We start from the raw sequence: 15,747 nt of genomic DNA on the forward strand, positions 1-15,747 counted from the left end.
TAGGTGGCTATCAGGCGGGGGGGTGTCAAGTCTCAGAAGTGTCGGGAAATATAGGCTAAACAAGCATTTGCTGCTACGCCGCAGGGCGCCGCCGCTGCGCCACGGCGGCCGCCGGAGCGTCCGGCAGCCGTGCATTTTTGGCGGGTCGAGACGAGCGCCGTTTAGGCGCTCGCGCTGCTCTCGACGGCGCGGTCGGAACGATCCGCGTAGATGTAGAGCGGACGCGCCGTTCCCTCGACGACCTCGCGCGAGATCACGACTTCCTCGACGCCTTCCAGGCCCGGGAGATCGAACATGGTTTCGAGCAGGATGCTCTCCAGGATCGACCGCAGCCCGCGCGCGCCGGTCTTGCGCTCGATCGCCTTGCGGGCGACCGCGCCAAGAGCCTCGTCGGCGAAGGTCAGCTCGATGTTCTCCATCTCGAACAGCCGCTGGTACTGCTTCACCAGCGCGTTCTTCGGATCGGTCAGGATCTTCTTCAGCGAGGTCTCGTCGAGGTCCTCCAGCGTCGCAACGACGGGCAGACGGCCGACGAATTCAGGGATCAGGCCGTACTTCAGCAGGTCTTCCGGTTCGACGTGACGGAATATCTCGCCGGTGCGGCGATCCTCCGGCGCGAGCACCTGCGCCGCGAAGCCGATCGAGGTCGAACGGCCGCGCGCGGAGATGATCTTCTCGAGGCCCGAGAACGCACCGCCGCAGATGAACAGGATGTTGGTGGTATCCACCTGCAGGAACTCCTGCTGCGGATGCTTGCGGCCGCCCTGCGGCGGGACCGAGGCCACGGTGCCTTCCATGATCTTCAGCAGCGCCTGCTGGACGCCCTCGCCCGACACATCGCGGGTGATCGAGGGATTGTCCGACTTACGGCTGATCTTGTCGATTTCGTCGATATAGACGATGCCGCGCTGCGCACGCTCGACGTTGTAGTCGGCGGCCTGCAGCAGCTTCAGGATGATGTTCTCGACGTCCTCGCCGACATAGCCGGCTTCGGTCAGCGTCGTCGCGTCGGCCATGGTGAAGGGCACGTCGAGGATGCGGGCCAGCGTCTGCGCGAGCAGCGTCTTGCCCGAACCGGTCGGACCGATCAGCAGGATGTTCGACTTCGCCAGCTCGACGTCGTTGTGCTTGGTCTGATGGTTAAGCCGCTTGTAGTGGTTGTGGACGGCGACCGACAGCACCTTCTTGGCATGGCTCTGGCCGATCACGTAGTCGTCCAGCACCTTGCAGATTTCCTTCGGCGTCGGGATGCCGTCGCGCGACTTCACCAGCGAGGACTTGTTCTCCTCGCGAATGATGTCCATGCACAGTTCGACACACTCGTCGCAAATGAAGACAGTCGGTCCGGCAATCAGCTTGCGAACTTCATGCTGGCTCTTGCCGCAGAACGAGCAATATAGCGTGTTCTTGGCGTCGCTCGTGCCGACCTTACTCATTCATTATCTCCGTCCGCCGTTCGATCTCGTTTGCCAGATCGACCCAATCCGGCACACAACCGGGCTGTTGGGTAGATAGAGCAAATTCCGTACCAAAAAAGACCCTACGCAATACTGACCGTGTGGATCACGGTTTATTCGAATCTCCGCGATCATAGCCGATGCATCACAGCCAACCATGCTGGCACCCGACTATCAAGAATTCGCTAATCGGATGGCCGGCTCAAGACCGTGACAATACCGTGATTTTCAACGATCGCACGTGGAATACGCGTCGAAATCCACGGAACGTTGCGGGATTACCACGTCGGTATATGAGCACGAAAGCGGAACTTTCCGCCTGTGCGCATGCACCCGCCGGCGGGTCCAGCACCCTGCTTTTGCCGGTTATGTGAGGCGTCAATGTGGAGATCACACCGACGCCTCGAGATGCCTGCCCGGATCAGGCCGCCTTCGCGGCTGCCGGATCGTCCGGACGCTTGTCGATGACCTTGTCGACGAGGCCGAATGCCTTGGCGTCCTCGGCGGTGAGGAACTTGTCGCGCTCCAGCGCGTCCTCGATCGCCTTGTAGGTCTGACCGGTATGCTTCACGTAGATCTCGTTGAGGCGCTTCTTGAGATTCAGGATCTCCTGCGCGTGCAGCATGATGTCGGTGGCCTGGCCCTGGAAGCCGCCGGACGGCTGGTGCACCATGATGCGGGAATTCGGCAGCGTGAAGCGCATGTCCTTCTCGCCGGCGGCCAGCAGCAGCGAGCCCATCGAGGCCGCCTGCCCCGTGCACAGCGTCGATACCGGCGGACGGATGAACTGCATCGTGTCGTAGATCGCAAGGCCCGACGTCACCACGCCACCCGGCGAGTTGATGTACATCGAGATTTCCTTCTTCGGATTCTCGGCCTCGAGGAACAGCAGCTGCGCGACGATCAGCGTCGACATGCCGTCTTCCACCGGACCGGTGACAAAGATGATGCGCTCTTTCAGCAGGCGCGAGAAAATGTCGTAGGCGCGTTCGCCGCGATTAGTCTGCTCGACGACCATCGGCACGAGGTTCATGTAGGTTTCAACGGGATCGCGCATGAAAGAACCCAAGGGTTAGGGGTGATGCAGAACTTTGCTCAAGACTACTTGGCTCAAGACTACTGCCTCAAGGCTTAACCCAGATATGGGCCAATTTCCGGCCGACAAGGCCGTCAACTCGCCGCACTAGCCACCTGGGCAGGTCGCAGACCTTCAAGCTGATTCGCGTCTTCGCGCCTAGCGACGGGGACCCTCGCCAGGCGCGCTTTCGCGGTTCATCATTAACGCGAGGTGCCGAAATTAAGCGGCAGTTTTCTCGGCGTCTTCATCCTTGAACAGCTCCTCCTTGGTGACCTTCTTCTCGGTCACATTGGCGAGCTCCAGGACGAAGTCGACAACCTTGTCCTCGTAGATCGGGGCGCGGAGCTGGGCCAGCGCCTGGGCGTTGCTGCGGTAGTAGTCCCAGACTTCCTTTTCGCGGCCGGGCATCTGGCGCGCACGCTCGATCACGGCGCGCGACACCTCGTCGTCGGTCACGGTGATCTTGTTCTTCTCGCCGATCTCCGACAGCACGAGGCCGAGCCGGACGCGGCGGTCGGCGATCTTGTGGTACTCCTCCTTTGCCGCTTCCTCGGTGGTGTTCTCGTCGGCGAAGGTCTTGCCGGACGAGTCCATCTCAGCCTTGATCGAGTTCCACATCAGATTGAACTCTTCGGCGACAAGCGACGGCGGCGCCTCAAATTTGTGGCTCTCGTCGAGCCGGTCGAGCAGCGCGCGCTTGACCTTCTGGCGGGTGGCGCCGGCGAACTCGGCCGTCAGGCGCTCGCGGGCGGCCTCCTTCAGCTTGTCGAGCGATTCCAGGCCAAGCGTCTTGGCGAACTCGTCGTCGATCGTGGTCTCACCGGGCGCCTCGATCAGCGTCGCGGTGGTCTCGAACTCGGCCGGCTGGCCGGCGAGCTTCTCGTTCAGATAGTTCTTCGGGAACGAGACCTTCAGCGTGCGGGTCTCATTGGTGCCGATGCCGATCAGCTGCTCCTCGAAGCCTGGGATGAACTGGCCGGCGCCGATCACGACCTGGATGCCCTCGCCGGTGCCGCCGTCGAAGGCTTCACCGTTGATGGTGCCCTTGAAGCTGATGGTGACGCGGTCGCCCTTCTCCGCCACGCCCTCGGTCTTGGCATTGTACGGGCGGCTGCCTTCCGCGATCCGCTTGATGGCATCGTCGACATCGGCGTCGGAGACGTCGACCACCGGCTTCTCGACCGAGAACGACTTGAAATCGGCGAGCTGGATCGGCGGCACGACCTCGATCGCGACGGTGTAGGTCAGGTCGGTCTTGCCCGACAGCAATTCCTCGACCTGGTCCTTCTCGGTCGGCATCGTGATCTTCGGCTCGCCGGCGAGGCGGAAGCCGCGATCCTCGAAGATCTGCCGGTTGGTGTCGCTGATGGTCTGGTCGATGGTCTCGGCCATCACCGAGCGGCCGTAGATCTTCTTGAGATGCGCCACCGGCACCTTGCCGGGACGGAAGCCGTTGAGACGGACCTTGTCCTTGAGGTCGACCAGCTTGGCGTCCGCCTTGGCATCGAGATCGGATGCCGGGACGCTGATCTTGAATTCGTGCTTCAATCCCTCGTTGAGGGTCTCGGTGACCTGCATGGTATCAATCTTCTTCCGCTTTTGCCGCGGCCCGAGCGGCCGTGGCAGTGTTCAATCTGTTCGACGATGGGCCTTGCGGCCTAACGTCTGTGGGTTCGGCGAACCCTCACCCCATCGGGGCCAAAGGTTCTCCAAGAATTCGTCATGCAAACGCTGTAAGCGCTTGGTGCGGGCGGAGGGACTCGAACCCCCACAACTTTCGTCACTGGAACCTAAATCCAGCGCGTCTACCAGTTCCGCCACGCCCGCGCGAAAAGCATCCCAGTCCGGCCGCGATGCCGCGGGCGGCCGGGCTTATAACATGCGCCCACCGGTTCGCAGCAAAAAAATGGCCGCTGTTGAGCCCGCCCTGCGACCGATCGCGACTGGACAGGTACACTTGAAAATGGTCCGCATCGGCCGGATGGCAAGTCCTCCCGCAAGTCCCGAATTTTCACTCACCCGGCGCGATCTGATCGCCGCCCTTGGCGCCGCGGCGCTTTGCCCCGCTCTGCCGGCCACCGGCGCGGCACAGGGCCGGACCGCGGTCGCGCTCCAGGCCAAACCCGACCGCATCTCGCTTCGTCCGGGCGGACCGGAGACATCGGTCTGGTCACTCGGCGGCGGCGACCTCCGCTTCAAGCGCGGCGAGGTCCTTGACGTCACCTTTGGCAATGACCTGCCGGTCGCGGCCGCGCTGGATTGCCGCGGGCTCGACGGCGTCGCGGCGGCGGAGCCACTGGCCTCCCGGGCGCTGCTTGCCACCGGGGCGAAGGATAGCTTCCAGCTGCCGCTCCGGCATGCCGGCACCTTTCTGTGCGAGCCGCTGTTCGGTGATGGCGGCACGGCGCCGGTACGGCCGCGGCCGCTGATCGTGACCGGCACCTCGCCGGTCGCGGTCGATCGCGACGAGGTCCTGCTGATCGAGGAGTGGCGCTTGCGGCCGGACGGAAGCGCAATCCCGGCCGGCAATGATCCAAAAGATTCGACGCAAATTCATACGATTAACGGCAAAACCTCATACGATATCTCCGCACCGGCCAATGCCCGCCTCCGACTCCGCTTTATCAACGGCAGCCAACGCAGCGTGCTGGCGATCAAGCTGGAGAACCTCGATGTCCGTGTGATGGCCATCGACGGCCAGCCGGCCGAACCGTTTCCGGCCCGCAACGGTGCCCTCGTCCTCGCTCCCGGCAGCCGCACCGATGTCTTCATCGACGCGGCCGGACCGGCCGGAACCAGCTTTCCGATCCTGCTGCACGACGGCAAGCAGGCTCGCCCGGTCGGCAAGCTGGCCGTCTCGAACGACCCGCCGGTCCGCTCGGCGCCGTTCCCGCCGGCACCGCCGCTGCCCGGCAACGACATGCCCGCCCAGCTCGATCTCAAGAGCGTCGCAAGGTTCGAGCTAACCCTCGGCACGCCGACCGAATGGTTCCGGCCGGCGGACTTCAAGCCATCATCCGCGCCGGCCTTTCAGGCCAAAGCCGGCCGGCCGGTTGTGCTCGCGCTGACCAACCGCGGCCCGATCGCCAGCATCTTCCATCTGCACGGCCATCACTTCCGTCTGCTCGACCGGCTCGACGACGGCTGGAAGCCGTTCTGGCTCGACACGCTCGCGATTGAGCCGGGCCAGACCCAGCGCATCGCCTTCCTCGCTGAATATCCGGGCCGCTATCTGATCGAGCAGCTCGCGACCGACTGGGCCGCGCCGCGGCTCGTCCGATGGTACAGTGTCCAATAACAACAAGAGGAAACGTCCATGAGCCAGACAGTTGCAGCGATCCGCGCAGTCAAGGCGCGAAGCGTCGTGGTGCCGATCAAGCGCCCTGTGAAGAACGCCTTCGGCGTGATCGATTCCGGCCCGCTGGTTCTGATCGATGTCGAGACCGACCAAGGCGTTACCGGCCGCACCTACATCTTCGCCTACAGCAAGCTCACGCTTAAACCTCTTGCCTATCTGATCGAGGAGATCGGCCGCGAGCTCATCGGCAAGCCGGTCGCCCCGTTCGAACTCATGAAGGCGATGGACGCGAAGTTCCGGCTGCTCGGCTGGCAGGGCCTGGTCGGCATGGCGGTATCCGGTCTCGACATGGCGTACTGGGATGTACTCGGCCAGCTCGCCTGCCGGCCGCTGGTCGAACTGCTCGGCAGCTCGGTGAAGCCGATCAAGGCCTATGACAGCTACGGCGTGGTCGATCCCGTTGCCGACGAGCGCGCGCTGCGCCGCTCGCTCGACCAGGGCTTCAAGGGAATCAAGATCAAGGGCGGCGACGGTGATGCCGCCAATGACGAGCGCGTCGTGAAGGGCGTGCGCGCCCTGCTCGGCCCCGATATTGCGTTGATGATCGACTTCAACCAGTCGCTCGATCCGGCGGAGGCGACCCGCCGCATCGCCCGGCTTGCGCCCTACGATTTGCACTGGATCGAGGAGCCGGTGCCGCAGGAGAGCCTGTCCGGCCACGCCAAGGTCCGCGAGACCTCGCCGACGCCGATCCAGGCCGGCGAGAACTGGTGGTTTCCGCGCGGTTTCGCCGAGGCGATCGCCGCCGGCGCATCCGACTTCATCATGCCCGACGTCATGAAGGTCGGCGGCGTCACCGGCTGGATGCAGGTCGCGGGACAAGCAGACGCCGCATCGATTCCGATGTCGAGCCATTTGTTCGCGGAGGTCAGCGCGCATCTGCTCGCGGTGACGCCGACCGCGCACTGGCTCGAATTCCTCGACTTCGCCGGCGCGATCCTCACAAAGCCCGCCGAGATCGTCGACGGCGCCGTGACCGCCCGCGGTCCCGGGCTCGGCATCGAGTGGAACGAGCCGGCGGTCGCGAAGTATCTCGTGAGCTAGCGGCGATCCTGGCTGCTGAGCGCGCGCTTCACCTTTGCGTCGCATTCATGTAGGTCGATCCGAAATCGGAGCGCCCAATGTCGACCAACAACAAGCTGACGCTCAAATTCCGTTGTCCGACGGAGCTTGACGGACTGATACCGGCCCCCATACCGGCGGCGCAGGGCGTTCCCGACTGGCTCAAGGCCATGCCGGCGACGGCGTTCTCCTCGATCAACCTGCACGACGAGGACACCATCAAGCGCTGCCCGCCGTTCGTGGATGCGATGACCTGCGGGTTCTTGCTGCCGCTGGTTTGCGATCTCAAGGTCGAGGACGGCGAAATCACCTGGGACCAGGACCTGCCGCCGGGAGGCACGCCGGAATTTCCACGCTCACCGATCGGCTTCCACGACGCGGGTCAGGTCACCGGCACCCCGCTGTTTGAAGAGGGCCGCTTCTTTCTCAAATTCCACAATTTGTGGACCGTCGAAGCCCCGGAAGGCTACGCGATCTACTTCACCCATCCCGTCAACCGCTTCGATCTGCCATTCACCACACTCAGCGGCCTGGTCAATTCCGACCTCTATGCCGACAATTGGGTGCACTTTCCGGCCTACTGGCACGACAGGAATTTCAGAGGCGTCCTCCCCAAGGGGACCCCGATCGCGCAATGTATTCCCGTCAAGCGAGACGACTGGACCGCGCAGGCATCGCCGTTCACCGCGGAAGACGCCAAGCGGGTCGGCGAACTCCGCACCGAGCTCAGACGGCAGCCGAACCTCTACCGGAGAAACTTCAGGGCGTAAGGCGATGCCGTCCGCCGCGCTCAGTCTCACTCCCCGCCGAGGAACTTCGCGGCGGCGCTCTGGGAGAAGAAGAAGCGGCCATGAGACCCCGAGGCCATGACGAATGCCGCGCGTCCAAACAGCTGGGGCTGACCGCGCATCACCGAGCGCAGCGCTGCCTCGGCAGCATCGCGCTCACCCTGCTCGAAAAGGCACGTGGCGAGATGGGCGCGGGTCGAGCGATCATCCGGGTATTGCGCGAGCACGCGGCGGAACGCATCCGCGGCTGCGGCGTAGTCGCCAAGCAGGATCAGGACCCGCCCGAGTTGGTTGAGAACGTCGGGGCGTCCCGGCGCAGCATCACGTGCCGCCGTCAGAACGCTTGCAGCCCGCGCGATGTCATTGGTCTCCTGCAACAGGCGCCCGAGATCGAGCTTCAGGTCGACGCTCTCAGGGGCGAGCGCGAGACCGGCCTCGATCGTGCTGATCGCCTCGTCATGTTGACCGGCCTTGGCAAGCCGCCCGGCGAGTTCCTGAAAGGACGGAAAATATGGCGGGCGGCGTGCCGCCGTGCGCCGAAGCTGTGCGATGCCGTCGGTGACGCGGCCCGCGCCGCACAGCAGCGCGCCGAGCAAAGTCTCGACCTCTCCATCGTCGGCGCGACGCGCAACCCGCTCGAGCGCGGCGATCGCCTCGCCGCCCCGGTTCTGCGCCATCAGGGCATGCGCCAAAAGAAGCGCGGCGTGTCTGTCCGTGCGGTTTGATTTCAGGACGTTCGTCGCAATCTGCTCGGCCTGAGCAAACTGCTGCGCCCGCAACGCCAAGGCGCCTTGTTGCAGCGCCTGAGCGAGGAAATTGTTCTGCCTGCCACTCACGAGAGGTTTCTGGAGGATCCGAGAGAATGTTGAGGGCCCTAGCCCCGCCATCGCGGGGCGTCCAGCAACAGTCTCGTGAAAACGCGACATAAGGTCAACAGCAGCGCCCCGCCCACCTTCTGGCCTACCCAACGGCCTGATGTCGTCGAGCCCATGGCGATCACATCAATTCGCATCGAAATCGCGAAACGGAACCTGTCAATTCGGGACAAGCGTCGGATAAATCCTGTAGTGTCGGAGTTGATCGGCGTGCCGCCGAGCGAATCTGACACCATGTGGCTCAGATCGGAGAAAAGGGATGGCACAGTGTATCGTCGTCGTTCAATTCGACCTTCCGAAACGAACTGAAGAACAGGCCATCAGGGGTGGCATGGGCACCGCCCCCATTTACCGAAAGCTCGCAACAAAGGGGCTGATCCGCAAAGACTATCTCAATGGAGAGGCCGGTACCGGCGGCGTCTATCTCTGGGAGAGCCGAGAGGCGGCCGAGGCATGGTTTACCGAGGCCAAGATCGTCGAGCTCACCGGACGGTTCGGAGTCCGGCCGCGGCTGACCTGGTACGACACACACGTCACCGTCGACAATCTCAAGGGCGAGACGCGGGTGAGCCAAACCGCGCTGATTTCCGCAGCGGAATGAAATCGACCTGAGGTCAGCGTCGAGCGCTCGCATCTGAGCACAGTGCGGGCGCTGTAACGCGGCCGTTTTCGACCGGGGCCTTTGGCCCGACGCCTACTCCCCGCCTCCGGCGATCCCGCCGGGGCTTGGTTGCAGCTTGCCGCGCACCTCCGCGGATGACGCTTCGCTGTCCATCGCCTCCGGCCGCAATGCCTCCAGCGGACGTTTGCGGGTCTCGATGCCGAGCACCGCAACCGCGATCGCCTGCACCACCAGGAGCCCGGCCACCACCGAGACAACGCCGGTGACGCCGAACCTTGTGAACAGCTCGACCACGATGAACGGCGTCACGATCGACATCAGGCGACCGGCGGTGTTGCAGATGCCGGATCCGCGCATCCTGAGCTCGGTCGGGAACAGTTCGGGGATGTAGAGCCCCCAGGCCAGCGCCAGCATCACCGCCACCGTGAAGACCAGGAGGAAGCCGATCACGACGAAGGCGACCGGGTTGATGAACATCGGATAGATCAGCCCGAGCCCGGCCGCGGCGAGCGACAGCACGATCAGCGACGGCTTGCGGTCGATCTTCTCGCCGATCCACATGCCCGACAGCGTGCCGAGCGGGCTGCCGAGCGTCATCAGCATGGTGTAGCCGAGCGATGACGACAGGTTGATGCCCTGCTTGACGAAGAAGGTCGGAATCCAGGCGATGAAGCCGTAGACCGCGGTGTTGAGCCCGATCAGGATCAGGCAGCCGACGATGGTCCGCGCGATCAATGCGCGCGAGAACAGGCGCGTGAAGCGAACGTCCGGCTGCACCGGGGCCGGCTGATAGGCCGGGGTCGGCAGGGTCCTTCCCTTGCCGACCTCCTGCTCGATCGCAGTTAGCACGGCCTCCGCCTCGGCGCTCTTGCCCTGCGTCTCGAGCCAGCGTGGCGATTCCGGCAGCGAGCGCCGCAGGAACCAGACGATCATCGCGCCGATGCCGCACAGCGCGAACATCCAGCGCCAGCCGAGATGCGGAATGACGACCCAGCCGACCAGGGTCGCGACGAACAGCGCACCGTTGGTGCAGGTCGCGAGCGCCGCGCCCCAGCGGCCGCGTTGCTGCGGCGGGATGAATTCGCTGAGCACGACATAGCCGACGACGATCTCGGCGCCGAGCCCGAGGCCCATCACAAAGCGGGCCCCGATCAGCCAGTTCATCGACGGCGCGAGTGTTGCCGCCAGCGCGCTGAGGCCGAAGATCAGGAGGTTGGCCTGGTAGGCAAACTTGCGGCCGAAGCGGTCGCCGGCGACGCCCGCCAGCCAGGCACCGATCAGCATCCCGACAAAGGTCGCCGAGATGAAGCGTGCATTCTGGGCGAGGTCCGAATAGCCGGACTGAACCAGTGCGCCGAGAATGCTGCCGGCGAGGAAGATCTCGAAGCCGTCGACGAACAGTCCGGCTCCGATCAGCGCGAATATCCGGTAGTGAAATCCGGCGATCGGCAATCTGTCGAGCCGGCCCCCCGCGTTAACGCCCTTGGTCACTTCAGCCTCCCTGATTTTGATTTTGTTTTGATCGTTGTCTGCGCCGGCATTCTGTCCCGGCGTCATCCGGTCGAGACGCGCGCCTCCTCGTCTGCGCTTGCATGCACGGCTTGCGGCCGCGGCAGGCCGAGATTCTCGCGCAATGTGTCGCCCTGATACTCGCGCTGGAACAGGCCGCGGCGTTGCAGCTCGGGCACCACGAGGCGCACGAAGTCCTGGTAGGTGCCGGGCACATGGGTGGCCGCCACGACAAAGCCGTCGCAGCCGCCTTCACAGAACCAGCGCTCCATCTGATCGGCGACCGCCTTGGGCGAGCCGACGAAGGTCGGCAGTTCGGCGAGCGTTCCGCGCCCGCTGAACTGCACGAAGTCCCGCGGCGTCGGATTGGGCTTGCCGCAGAGGTTCATCACGCGGTCGCGGATCGCCTGCAGCCCGCTGATCGAAGCCAGCTCATCCGACGTGAACGGCTCGTCCATCGGCTTGGCCGCGAAATCGTAGTTCAACACCTCCGACAACAGCGTCAGCGCATCGATCGGCTTGGCGAGCCGGTTGATCGCCGCGAACTTGTCCTCGGCCTCGGCCTGGGTCTCGGCGACGACTGGATAGACCGCCGGCGCGATGCTGATGTCCCTGCCCGTCTTGGCGAGCGTCCCCTTCAAGTCCGCATACTGCTTCTTCGCGATGTCGAGATTGGGATAGATCACGAAGATCAATTCGCCCCAGCGCGCCGCGAAGGTCTTGCCGCGGCCGCTCTGGCCGGCCTGAATGATCACCGGATGGCCCTGCGGCGAGCGCGGCACCGTGAACGGGCCCCGCGAGCGGAAAAACTGGCCGTGATGGTCGAGCCGGTGCACCTTGGCCGGGTCGGCGAACAGCCCGCTCTCGCGGTCGAAGCTGACGGCGCCGTCCTCCCAGCTGTTCCAGTGGCCGAGCACGACCTCCATGAACTCGTCGGCCCGGTCGTAGCGCAGATCATGGCTGAGGTGCTGCGAGGCGCCGAAATTCGCCGCCTCGGAGTCGTTCAGCGAGGTCACCACGTTCCAGGCGGCGCGGCCGTTCAGCAGCAGGTCCATCGTCGCGAACACCCGCGCGACGTGGAACGGCTCGTAATAGGTGGTCGAATAGGTCACGCCGATGCCAAGCCGCTCGGTCGCCAATCCCATCGTGAGCGCAACCGAGACCGGATCGAGCTTCGCCGCGCGCACGCCGTGGCGGATGGTCTCGCGGAAATCGTCGCCGAAGCGATCGGGGATCGCGAGCCGGTCGTCGAAGAAGGCGAGATGGAACTTGCCGTGCTCCAGCGTGCGCCCGATCTCCTGGTAATAGTCGCGCGAGAACCAGTTCGGCTTCGAGTCGGGATGGCGCCAGGAGGCGGGATAGTTCGAGCAATTCTGGGCCTGCAGGAAGCCGATCAATTTCATCTGCCTGGTCATGGCGTGGTTCCTTCGTGGCCGCGGGAGAATTGGGGCATGTCAGATCACCCCGTCGCTGCGCAGCGCGGCGAGCGCCGCCGCGGTTGCGCCGGCAAGTGAGGTCAGGACTTCGTCGGTGTGCGCGCCGAGCGCGACGCCGGCATGCTTGAACTGCGGCGGCGTGCGCGACATTTTTGGGATCGCGCTCGGCACCGCAATCGGCCCGGCGCGCGAGGGCACCTCGGCGATGTTGCCGCGGGCGCGGTATTGCGGGTCGGCGAAGATGTCACTGATGCTGTAGATCGGCCCGCAGGGCACGTCGTAGCGCTCGCACTCGGCAAGCGCCGTCTCCAGCGGCTTGGAGCCGATCCAGTCGGCGACCATCCCGTTGACCTCCTCGCGCCGCGCCAGGCGGCCGGCCATGGCCGCATAGCGCGGGTCGGTCGCGAGTTCGGGGCGCTGCATCGCCTGCGCCAGGCGCTCGAACATCTTGTCGCTCGAACAGGCCAGCGCCACCCATTTTCCGTCGGCGGTCTGGTAATGGCTGTGCGGCACGACATTGACGGTGTCGGCACCGAGGCGTTCGCGGACGAAGCCGGTCTTGGCGAACACGGTCGCCATCTCGTCGAGCAGCCGAAACACCGATTCATAAAGCCCGATATCGACCACCTGCCCGTGTCCGGTGGCTTCGGCATGGCGCAGCGCCAGCAGCACGCCGAGCGCACCCCATAGCCCGGAGATATAATCGGCGAGCGAGGTCGATCCCGGCATCACCGGCGCCCGCCCCGCCTCGCCGGCAAGATAAGCGAGCCCGCTGAAGCCGTGCGCGATCCGGGCGAATCCGGGCTTGTCGCGCAGCGGGCCGTCCTGCCCATAGGCGCTGATGCGCAGCATCACGAGTTTTGGGTTGATCTCGCGCAGCGCCTCGAAGCCGAGCCCCCATTTTTCCAGCGTGCCCGGCCGGAAATTCTCCAGCACCACGTCGGATTGGCGGACCAGCTCGCGAAACAGCGCGGCACCTTGCTCGGTGCGCAGATCGAGCGTCACCGACTTCTTGTTGCGGGCCTCGCTGAGCCAGACATAGGTGTCGCCGCAGTCGCTCGGGGTGCCGAACCGGCGCAAGGGATCGCCTGTGCCCGGCTGCTCGATCTTGATCACCTCGGCGCCGAAATCGGACAGCACCGTCCCGCAGAACGGCGCCGCCACGAAGGTCGCGATGTCGAGCACGCGAATTCCGGAGAGCGGTGGCTCATGCGACATCCCGCACTCCTTGTCTGCCTGCCGCCTGAATTGCGTCATGGCGCTCGATGATCGCCTGCGCGCGCTTGAGCACCGCAAGATCGATCAGCACGCCGTCCTGCCCGAAGGCGCCGTCGCCGCCGGCGCTGGCGGACTGGATCTTGGCCGTGATCTCGCGCGCCCAGCCGATCTCGCGTGCGGTCGGCGAGAACACCTCGTTGGCGGTCTCGAGCTGCGAGGGATGGATCGCCCATTTGCCCTCGAAGCCGAGCGCGGCCGCCCGCGCCGCACTAGCGCGAAAACCTGCGGCATCGCCGAAATTGGCAAAGGGGCCGTCGATGGCACGCAGGCCGTGGGCGCGGCAGGCATTGGCGATGCGGGCGAGCGCGAAGTGCCACTGGTCGTTCCAGTGCATGCGGCGCGCGCCGCCCTCGTCCGCATCGGTGAGCACGGCATAGCGCGGATCGGAGGCGCCGATGATCTCGCCGCAGGTACGCAGGTCGATCGAGTAATCGCCGATGCCGAAGATGACCGCTTCCAGCCGTTCCGACGCCTGCACGATGTCCTCGACATTGGCGAGCCCAAGCGTGGTCTCGATCAGGATCTCGATGCCCAGCGGCCTTGCGCGCGGGAACTCGCGCTCGAGCCCCGCCAGCAGCGCGTCGACGAAACGGACGTCGAACGCGGTGCCAACCTTCGGCACCATGACGAGGTCGAGGCGCGGCGCGCGGCTGACGATCTCGATGACGTCGCGATGCGCCCATTCGGTGTCGAGCCCGTTGATCCGCACCGCCAGCGTCTTGTTGCCCCAGTCGATCCGGTTCAGCGCCTCGATCGCGATCTCGCGCGCCTCGGGTTTTCGCGGCGGCGCAACCGCGTCCTCCAGATCCAGGAAGATGAAATCGGCCGCGCTACTCGCTGCGCGTTCGAAGAAATGGGTCGAGGTCGCGGGAACCGCGAGTTCGGAACGCTGGACGCGGCGCGTGCGCGGCTTGGTGACGGTGAAGGACATCGGAGCGTCTTTTCTGGAGCATCTTTTCTGCATCACGCCGCAGGATCGTCTCCCGCGGCCAACAACAATCATGCTAGATGTCCGACACTGATCTTTCTAACGAGATTATCTTAAGAACTGTTCAGTTCTTCGGGACAATCCCTGCAGGGCAAAAACGATGTCGCAGATCAATTTCAAGCTGCTGCACATGTTCATCGCGGTCGCCGAGAACAAGAGCTTTCGCCAGGCCTCCGAGCACCTCAACCGCTCGCAATCCGCGGTCAGCATGCAGATCAAGCTGCTGGAGGATCAGGTCGGCGCCGCGCTGTTTCATCGCACGACGCGACGCGTCGAGCTGACCGCGGAGGGACTGCAACTGCTGACGCATGCGCGGCGCGCGCTCGGCGAATGGGAGAACGGCCTGCGCGAGATCCGCGAGGTCATCGACATCCAGCGCGGCACGCTGTCGCTGGCCTGCGTTCCGACCATTGCCGCGACCATCCTGCCGCAGGCGTTGCACGCCTTCCAGGCGAGCTATCCCGGCATCAACATCAATCTGCGCGAGCTTGCGGCCGAAGACATGCTGGACTGCCTGCGCCGGCGCGAGGCGGATTTCGGCATCGGGCCGGAGACGGACGGCTCGACCGAGTTTCAGTTCGCGCCGCTGTTCAACGACCCGATCTATGCGTTGGCGACAAGAGCGTTTCCGTTTCGCAAGCGCAGCGCTGTCGACCTCACCGAACTGTCCGCCTATCCGATCCTGCTGAACTCAAAATCGGCGGCGCTGCGCTCGATGCTGGAGCGCGCGCTCGCCACGCGCAATCTGCAGATGAAGATCAAGTTCGAGGTCGAGCACAGCTACACGCTGGCCGCGCTGGCCGGCGCCGGTCTCGGCGTCGGCATCCTGCCGAAGGTCGCCTTGCCGCGGCCGGTCAGGAAGACGATGCAGGCGCTACCGATCGTCAATCCTGTGCTGGAGCGCACGGTCTGCATCGTCTCGTTGCGCGGACAATCGTTCTCGCCGGCTGCCGGCGCGCTGACATCAGTGATTCACAAATTCCTCAAGCCGCGCCCTTAGAGCCTGACTGAAAAATGGGTAAGTGATCTCAGTGGGGTGTGATTCCATCGGATTTGCAAAGATTCGAGGGAGAGCACGATGCCCTGGACCAAGATCACTCGGGAGCAATATCGGCGGGACGATCTGCGTTATGCAAGCGATATGACCGATGCGGAGTGGGCGCTGATCAGACGCCTGTTGCCGCGAGCGAACCGGCGCGGCCGGCCGCGTAAGACGGAGCTGCGTCGTGTGATCGAAGCGATCCTCTATATCGTTTCGACCGGCTGCCAGTGGCGGGCGTTGCCGCAGGAGTTCCC

At 64.6% G+C, this 15,747-nt stretch carries 14 protein-coding genes and 1 tRNA gene; 6 read left to right on the forward strand and 9 right to left on the reverse strand.

Annotated features, from left to right (window positions below):
* Positions 1-161: 161 nt before the first annotated feature.
* The 4 genes from clpX to J6525_RS36220 all read right to left on the reverse strand — a co-directional run bounded on the left by clpX (position 162) and on the right by J6525_RS36220 (position 4,362).
* Positions 162-1,436 carry an ATP-dependent Clp protease ATP-binding subunit ClpX gene (gene clpX / locus J6525_RS36205; protein WP_018271869.1) on the reverse strand — a complete coding sequence of 425 codons (1,275 nt, stop codon included), beginning with the start codon at positions 1,434-1,436 and terminating at the stop codon, positions 162-164.
* Positions 1,437-1,878: 442 nt separating this feature from the next.
* Positions 1,879-2,514 (reverse strand): ATP-dependent Clp protease proteolytic subunit, encoded by a 636-nt coding sequence (locus tag J6525_RS36210; protein ID WP_016847729.1) that lies wholly within the window; start codon positions 2,512-2,514, stop codon positions 1,879-1,881.
* 240 nt (positions 2,515-2,754) lie between these two features.
* Positions 2,755-4,113 (reverse strand): trigger factor, encoded by a 1,359-nt coding sequence (gene tig, locus J6525_RS36215; protein WP_225648210.1) that lies wholly within the window; start codon positions 4,111-4,113, stop codon positions 2,755-2,757.
* Between the two features lie 164 nt (positions 4,114-4,277).
* Positions 4,278-4,362 (reverse strand) — tRNA-Leu (locus tag J6525_RS36220).
* A 136-nt stretch (positions 4,363-4,498) separates the two neighbouring features.
* Here J6525_RS36220 and J6525_RS36225 point away from each other — a divergent pair.
* From J6525_RS36225 to J6525_RS36235, 3 genes are all read left to right on the forward strand, one after another.
* The gene (locus J6525_RS36225; RefSeq protein ID WP_225648219.1) at positions 4,499-5,833 is read left to right on the forward strand and encodes a multicopper oxidase family protein; all 1,335 of its coding nucleotides are present in this window, start codon (positions 4,499-4,501) and stop codon (positions 5,831-5,833) included.
* 18 nt (positions 5,834-5,851) lie between these two features.
* Complete coding sequence (locus J6525_RS36230; RefSeq protein ID WP_225648211.1) at positions 5,852-6,937, forward strand: enolase C-terminal domain-like protein; 1,086 nt, start codon at positions 5,852-5,854, stop codon at positions 6,935-6,937.
* 77 nt (positions 6,938-7,014) lie between these two features.
* Positions 7,015-7,725, forward strand: coding sequence for a hypothetical protein (locus J6525_RS36235; RefSeq protein WP_225648212.1), 711 nt, complete (start codon positions 7,015-7,017; stop codon positions 7,723-7,725).
* A 26-nt stretch (positions 7,726-7,751) separates the two neighbouring features.
* Here J6525_RS36235 and J6525_RS36240 read toward each other — a convergent pair whose 3' ends face one another.
* Positions 7,752-8,528 carry a tetratricopeptide repeat protein gene (locus J6525_RS36240; protein WP_225648220.1) on the reverse strand — a complete coding sequence of 259 codons (777 nt, stop codon included), beginning with the start codon at positions 8,526-8,528 and terminating at the stop codon, positions 7,752-7,754.
* Between the two features lie 349 nt (positions 8,529-8,877).
* Here J6525_RS36240 and J6525_RS36245 point away from each other — a divergent pair, with 349 nt between their 5' ends.
* The gene (locus tag J6525_RS36245) at positions 8,878-9,219 is read left to right on the forward strand and encodes a hypothetical protein (protein WP_063790074.1); all 342 of its coding nucleotides are present in this window, start codon (positions 8,878-8,880) and stop codon (positions 9,217-9,219) included.
* A gap of 93 nt (positions 9,220-9,312) precedes the next feature.
* Here J6525_RS36245 and J6525_RS36250 read toward each other — a convergent pair whose 3' ends face one another.
* From J6525_RS36250 to J6525_RS36265, 4 genes are all read right to left on the reverse strand, one after another.
* Entirely contained in the window at positions 9,313-10,731 is a 1,419-nt protein-coding gene (locus tag J6525_RS36250; protein ID WP_225648213.1) for an MFS transporter, read from the reverse strand.
* A 62-nt stretch (positions 10,732-10,793) separates the two neighbouring features.
* Entirely contained in the window at positions 10,794-12,164 is a 1,371-nt protein-coding gene (locus J6525_RS36255) for an LLM class flavin-dependent oxidoreductase (RefSeq protein ID WP_225648214.1), read from the reverse strand.
* Positions 12,165-12,203: 39 nt separating this feature from the next.
* Complete coding sequence (locus J6525_RS36260) at positions 12,204-13,403, reverse strand: CaiB/BaiF CoA transferase family protein (RefSeq protein WP_225648215.1); 1,200 nt, start codon at positions 13,401-13,403, stop codon at positions 12,204-12,206.
* Entirely contained in the window at positions 13,393-14,394 is a 1,002-nt protein-coding gene (locus tag J6525_RS36265; protein WP_092077852.1) for an HpcH/HpaI aldolase/citrate lyase family protein, read from the reverse strand. The genes J6525_RS36260 and J6525_RS36265 overlap by 11 nt, the downstream gene beginning before the upstream one ends.
* Positions 14,395-14,551: 157 nt before the next feature.
* Here J6525_RS36265 and J6525_RS36270 point away from each other — a divergent pair, with 157 nt between their 5' ends.
* On the forward strand, positions 14,552-15,451 hold the full coding sequence (locus J6525_RS36270; protein ID WP_225648216.1) for a LysR family transcriptional regulator: 900 nt from the start codon (positions 14,552-14,554) through the stop codon (positions 15,449-15,451).
* A 78-nt stretch (positions 15,452-15,529) separates the two neighbouring features.
* Positions 15,530-15,747 (forward strand): transposase (locus J6525_RS36275; protein WP_225642577.1); only part of this gene is annotated, 218 nt, incomplete at its 3' end.

The sequence above is a fragment of the Bradyrhizobium australafricanum genome, assembly GCF_020329495.1.
In the GTDB taxonomy this organism is placed as follows: Bacteria; Pseudomonadota; Alphaproteobacteria; order Rhizobiales; family Xanthobacteraceae; genus Bradyrhizobium; species Bradyrhizobium australafricanum.

What these genes read in the sequence shown, in the direction of transcription:
- J6525_RS36235 (WP_225648212.1), top strand. Translation starts at nt 7,015, where the DNA reads ATGTCGACCAACAACAAGCTGACGCTCAAATTCCGTTGTCCGACGGAG.
- J6525_RS36255 (WP_225648214.1), bottom strand. Translation starts at nt 12,164, where the DNA reads ATGACCAGGCAGATGAAATTGATCGGCTTCCTGCAGGCCCAGAATTGC.
- J6525_RS36230 (WP_225648211.1), top strand. Translation starts at nt 5,852, where the DNA reads ATGAGCCAGACAGTTGCAGCGATCCGCGCAGTCAAGGCGCGAAGCGTC.
- J6525_RS36245 (WP_063790074.1), top strand. Translation starts at nt 8,878, where the DNA reads ATGGCACAGTGTATCGTCGTCGTTCAATTCGACCTTCCGAAACGAACT.
- J6525_RS36225 (WP_225648219.1), top strand. Translation starts at nt 4,499, where the DNA reads ATGGTCCGCATCGGCCGGATGGCAAGTCCTCCCGCAAGTCCCGAATTT.
- J6525_RS36210 (WP_016847729.1), bottom strand. Translation starts at nt 2,514, where the DNA reads ATGCGCGATCCCGTTGAAACCTACATGAACCTCGTGCCGATGGTCGTC.
- J6525_RS36265 (WP_092077852.1), bottom strand. Translation starts at nt 14,394, where the DNA reads ATGTCCTTCACCGTCACCAAGCCGCGCACGCGCCGCGTCCAGCGTTCC.
- J6525_RS36270 (WP_225648216.1), top strand. Translation starts at nt 14,552, where the DNA reads ATGTCGCAGATCAATTTCAAGCTGCTGCACATGTTCATCGCGGTCGCC.
- tig (WP_225648210.1), bottom strand. Translation starts at nt 4,113, where the DNA reads ATGCAGGTCACCGAGACCCTCAACGAGGGATTGAAGCACGAATTCAAG.
- clpX (WP_018271869.1), bottom strand. Translation starts at nt 1,436, where the DNA reads ATGAGTAAGGTCGGCACGAGCGACGCCAAGAACACGCTATATTGCTCG.
- J6525_RS36260 (WP_225648215.1), bottom strand. Translation starts at nt 13,403, where the DNA reads ATGTCGCATGAGCCACCGCTCTCCGGAATTCGCGTGCTCGACATCGCG.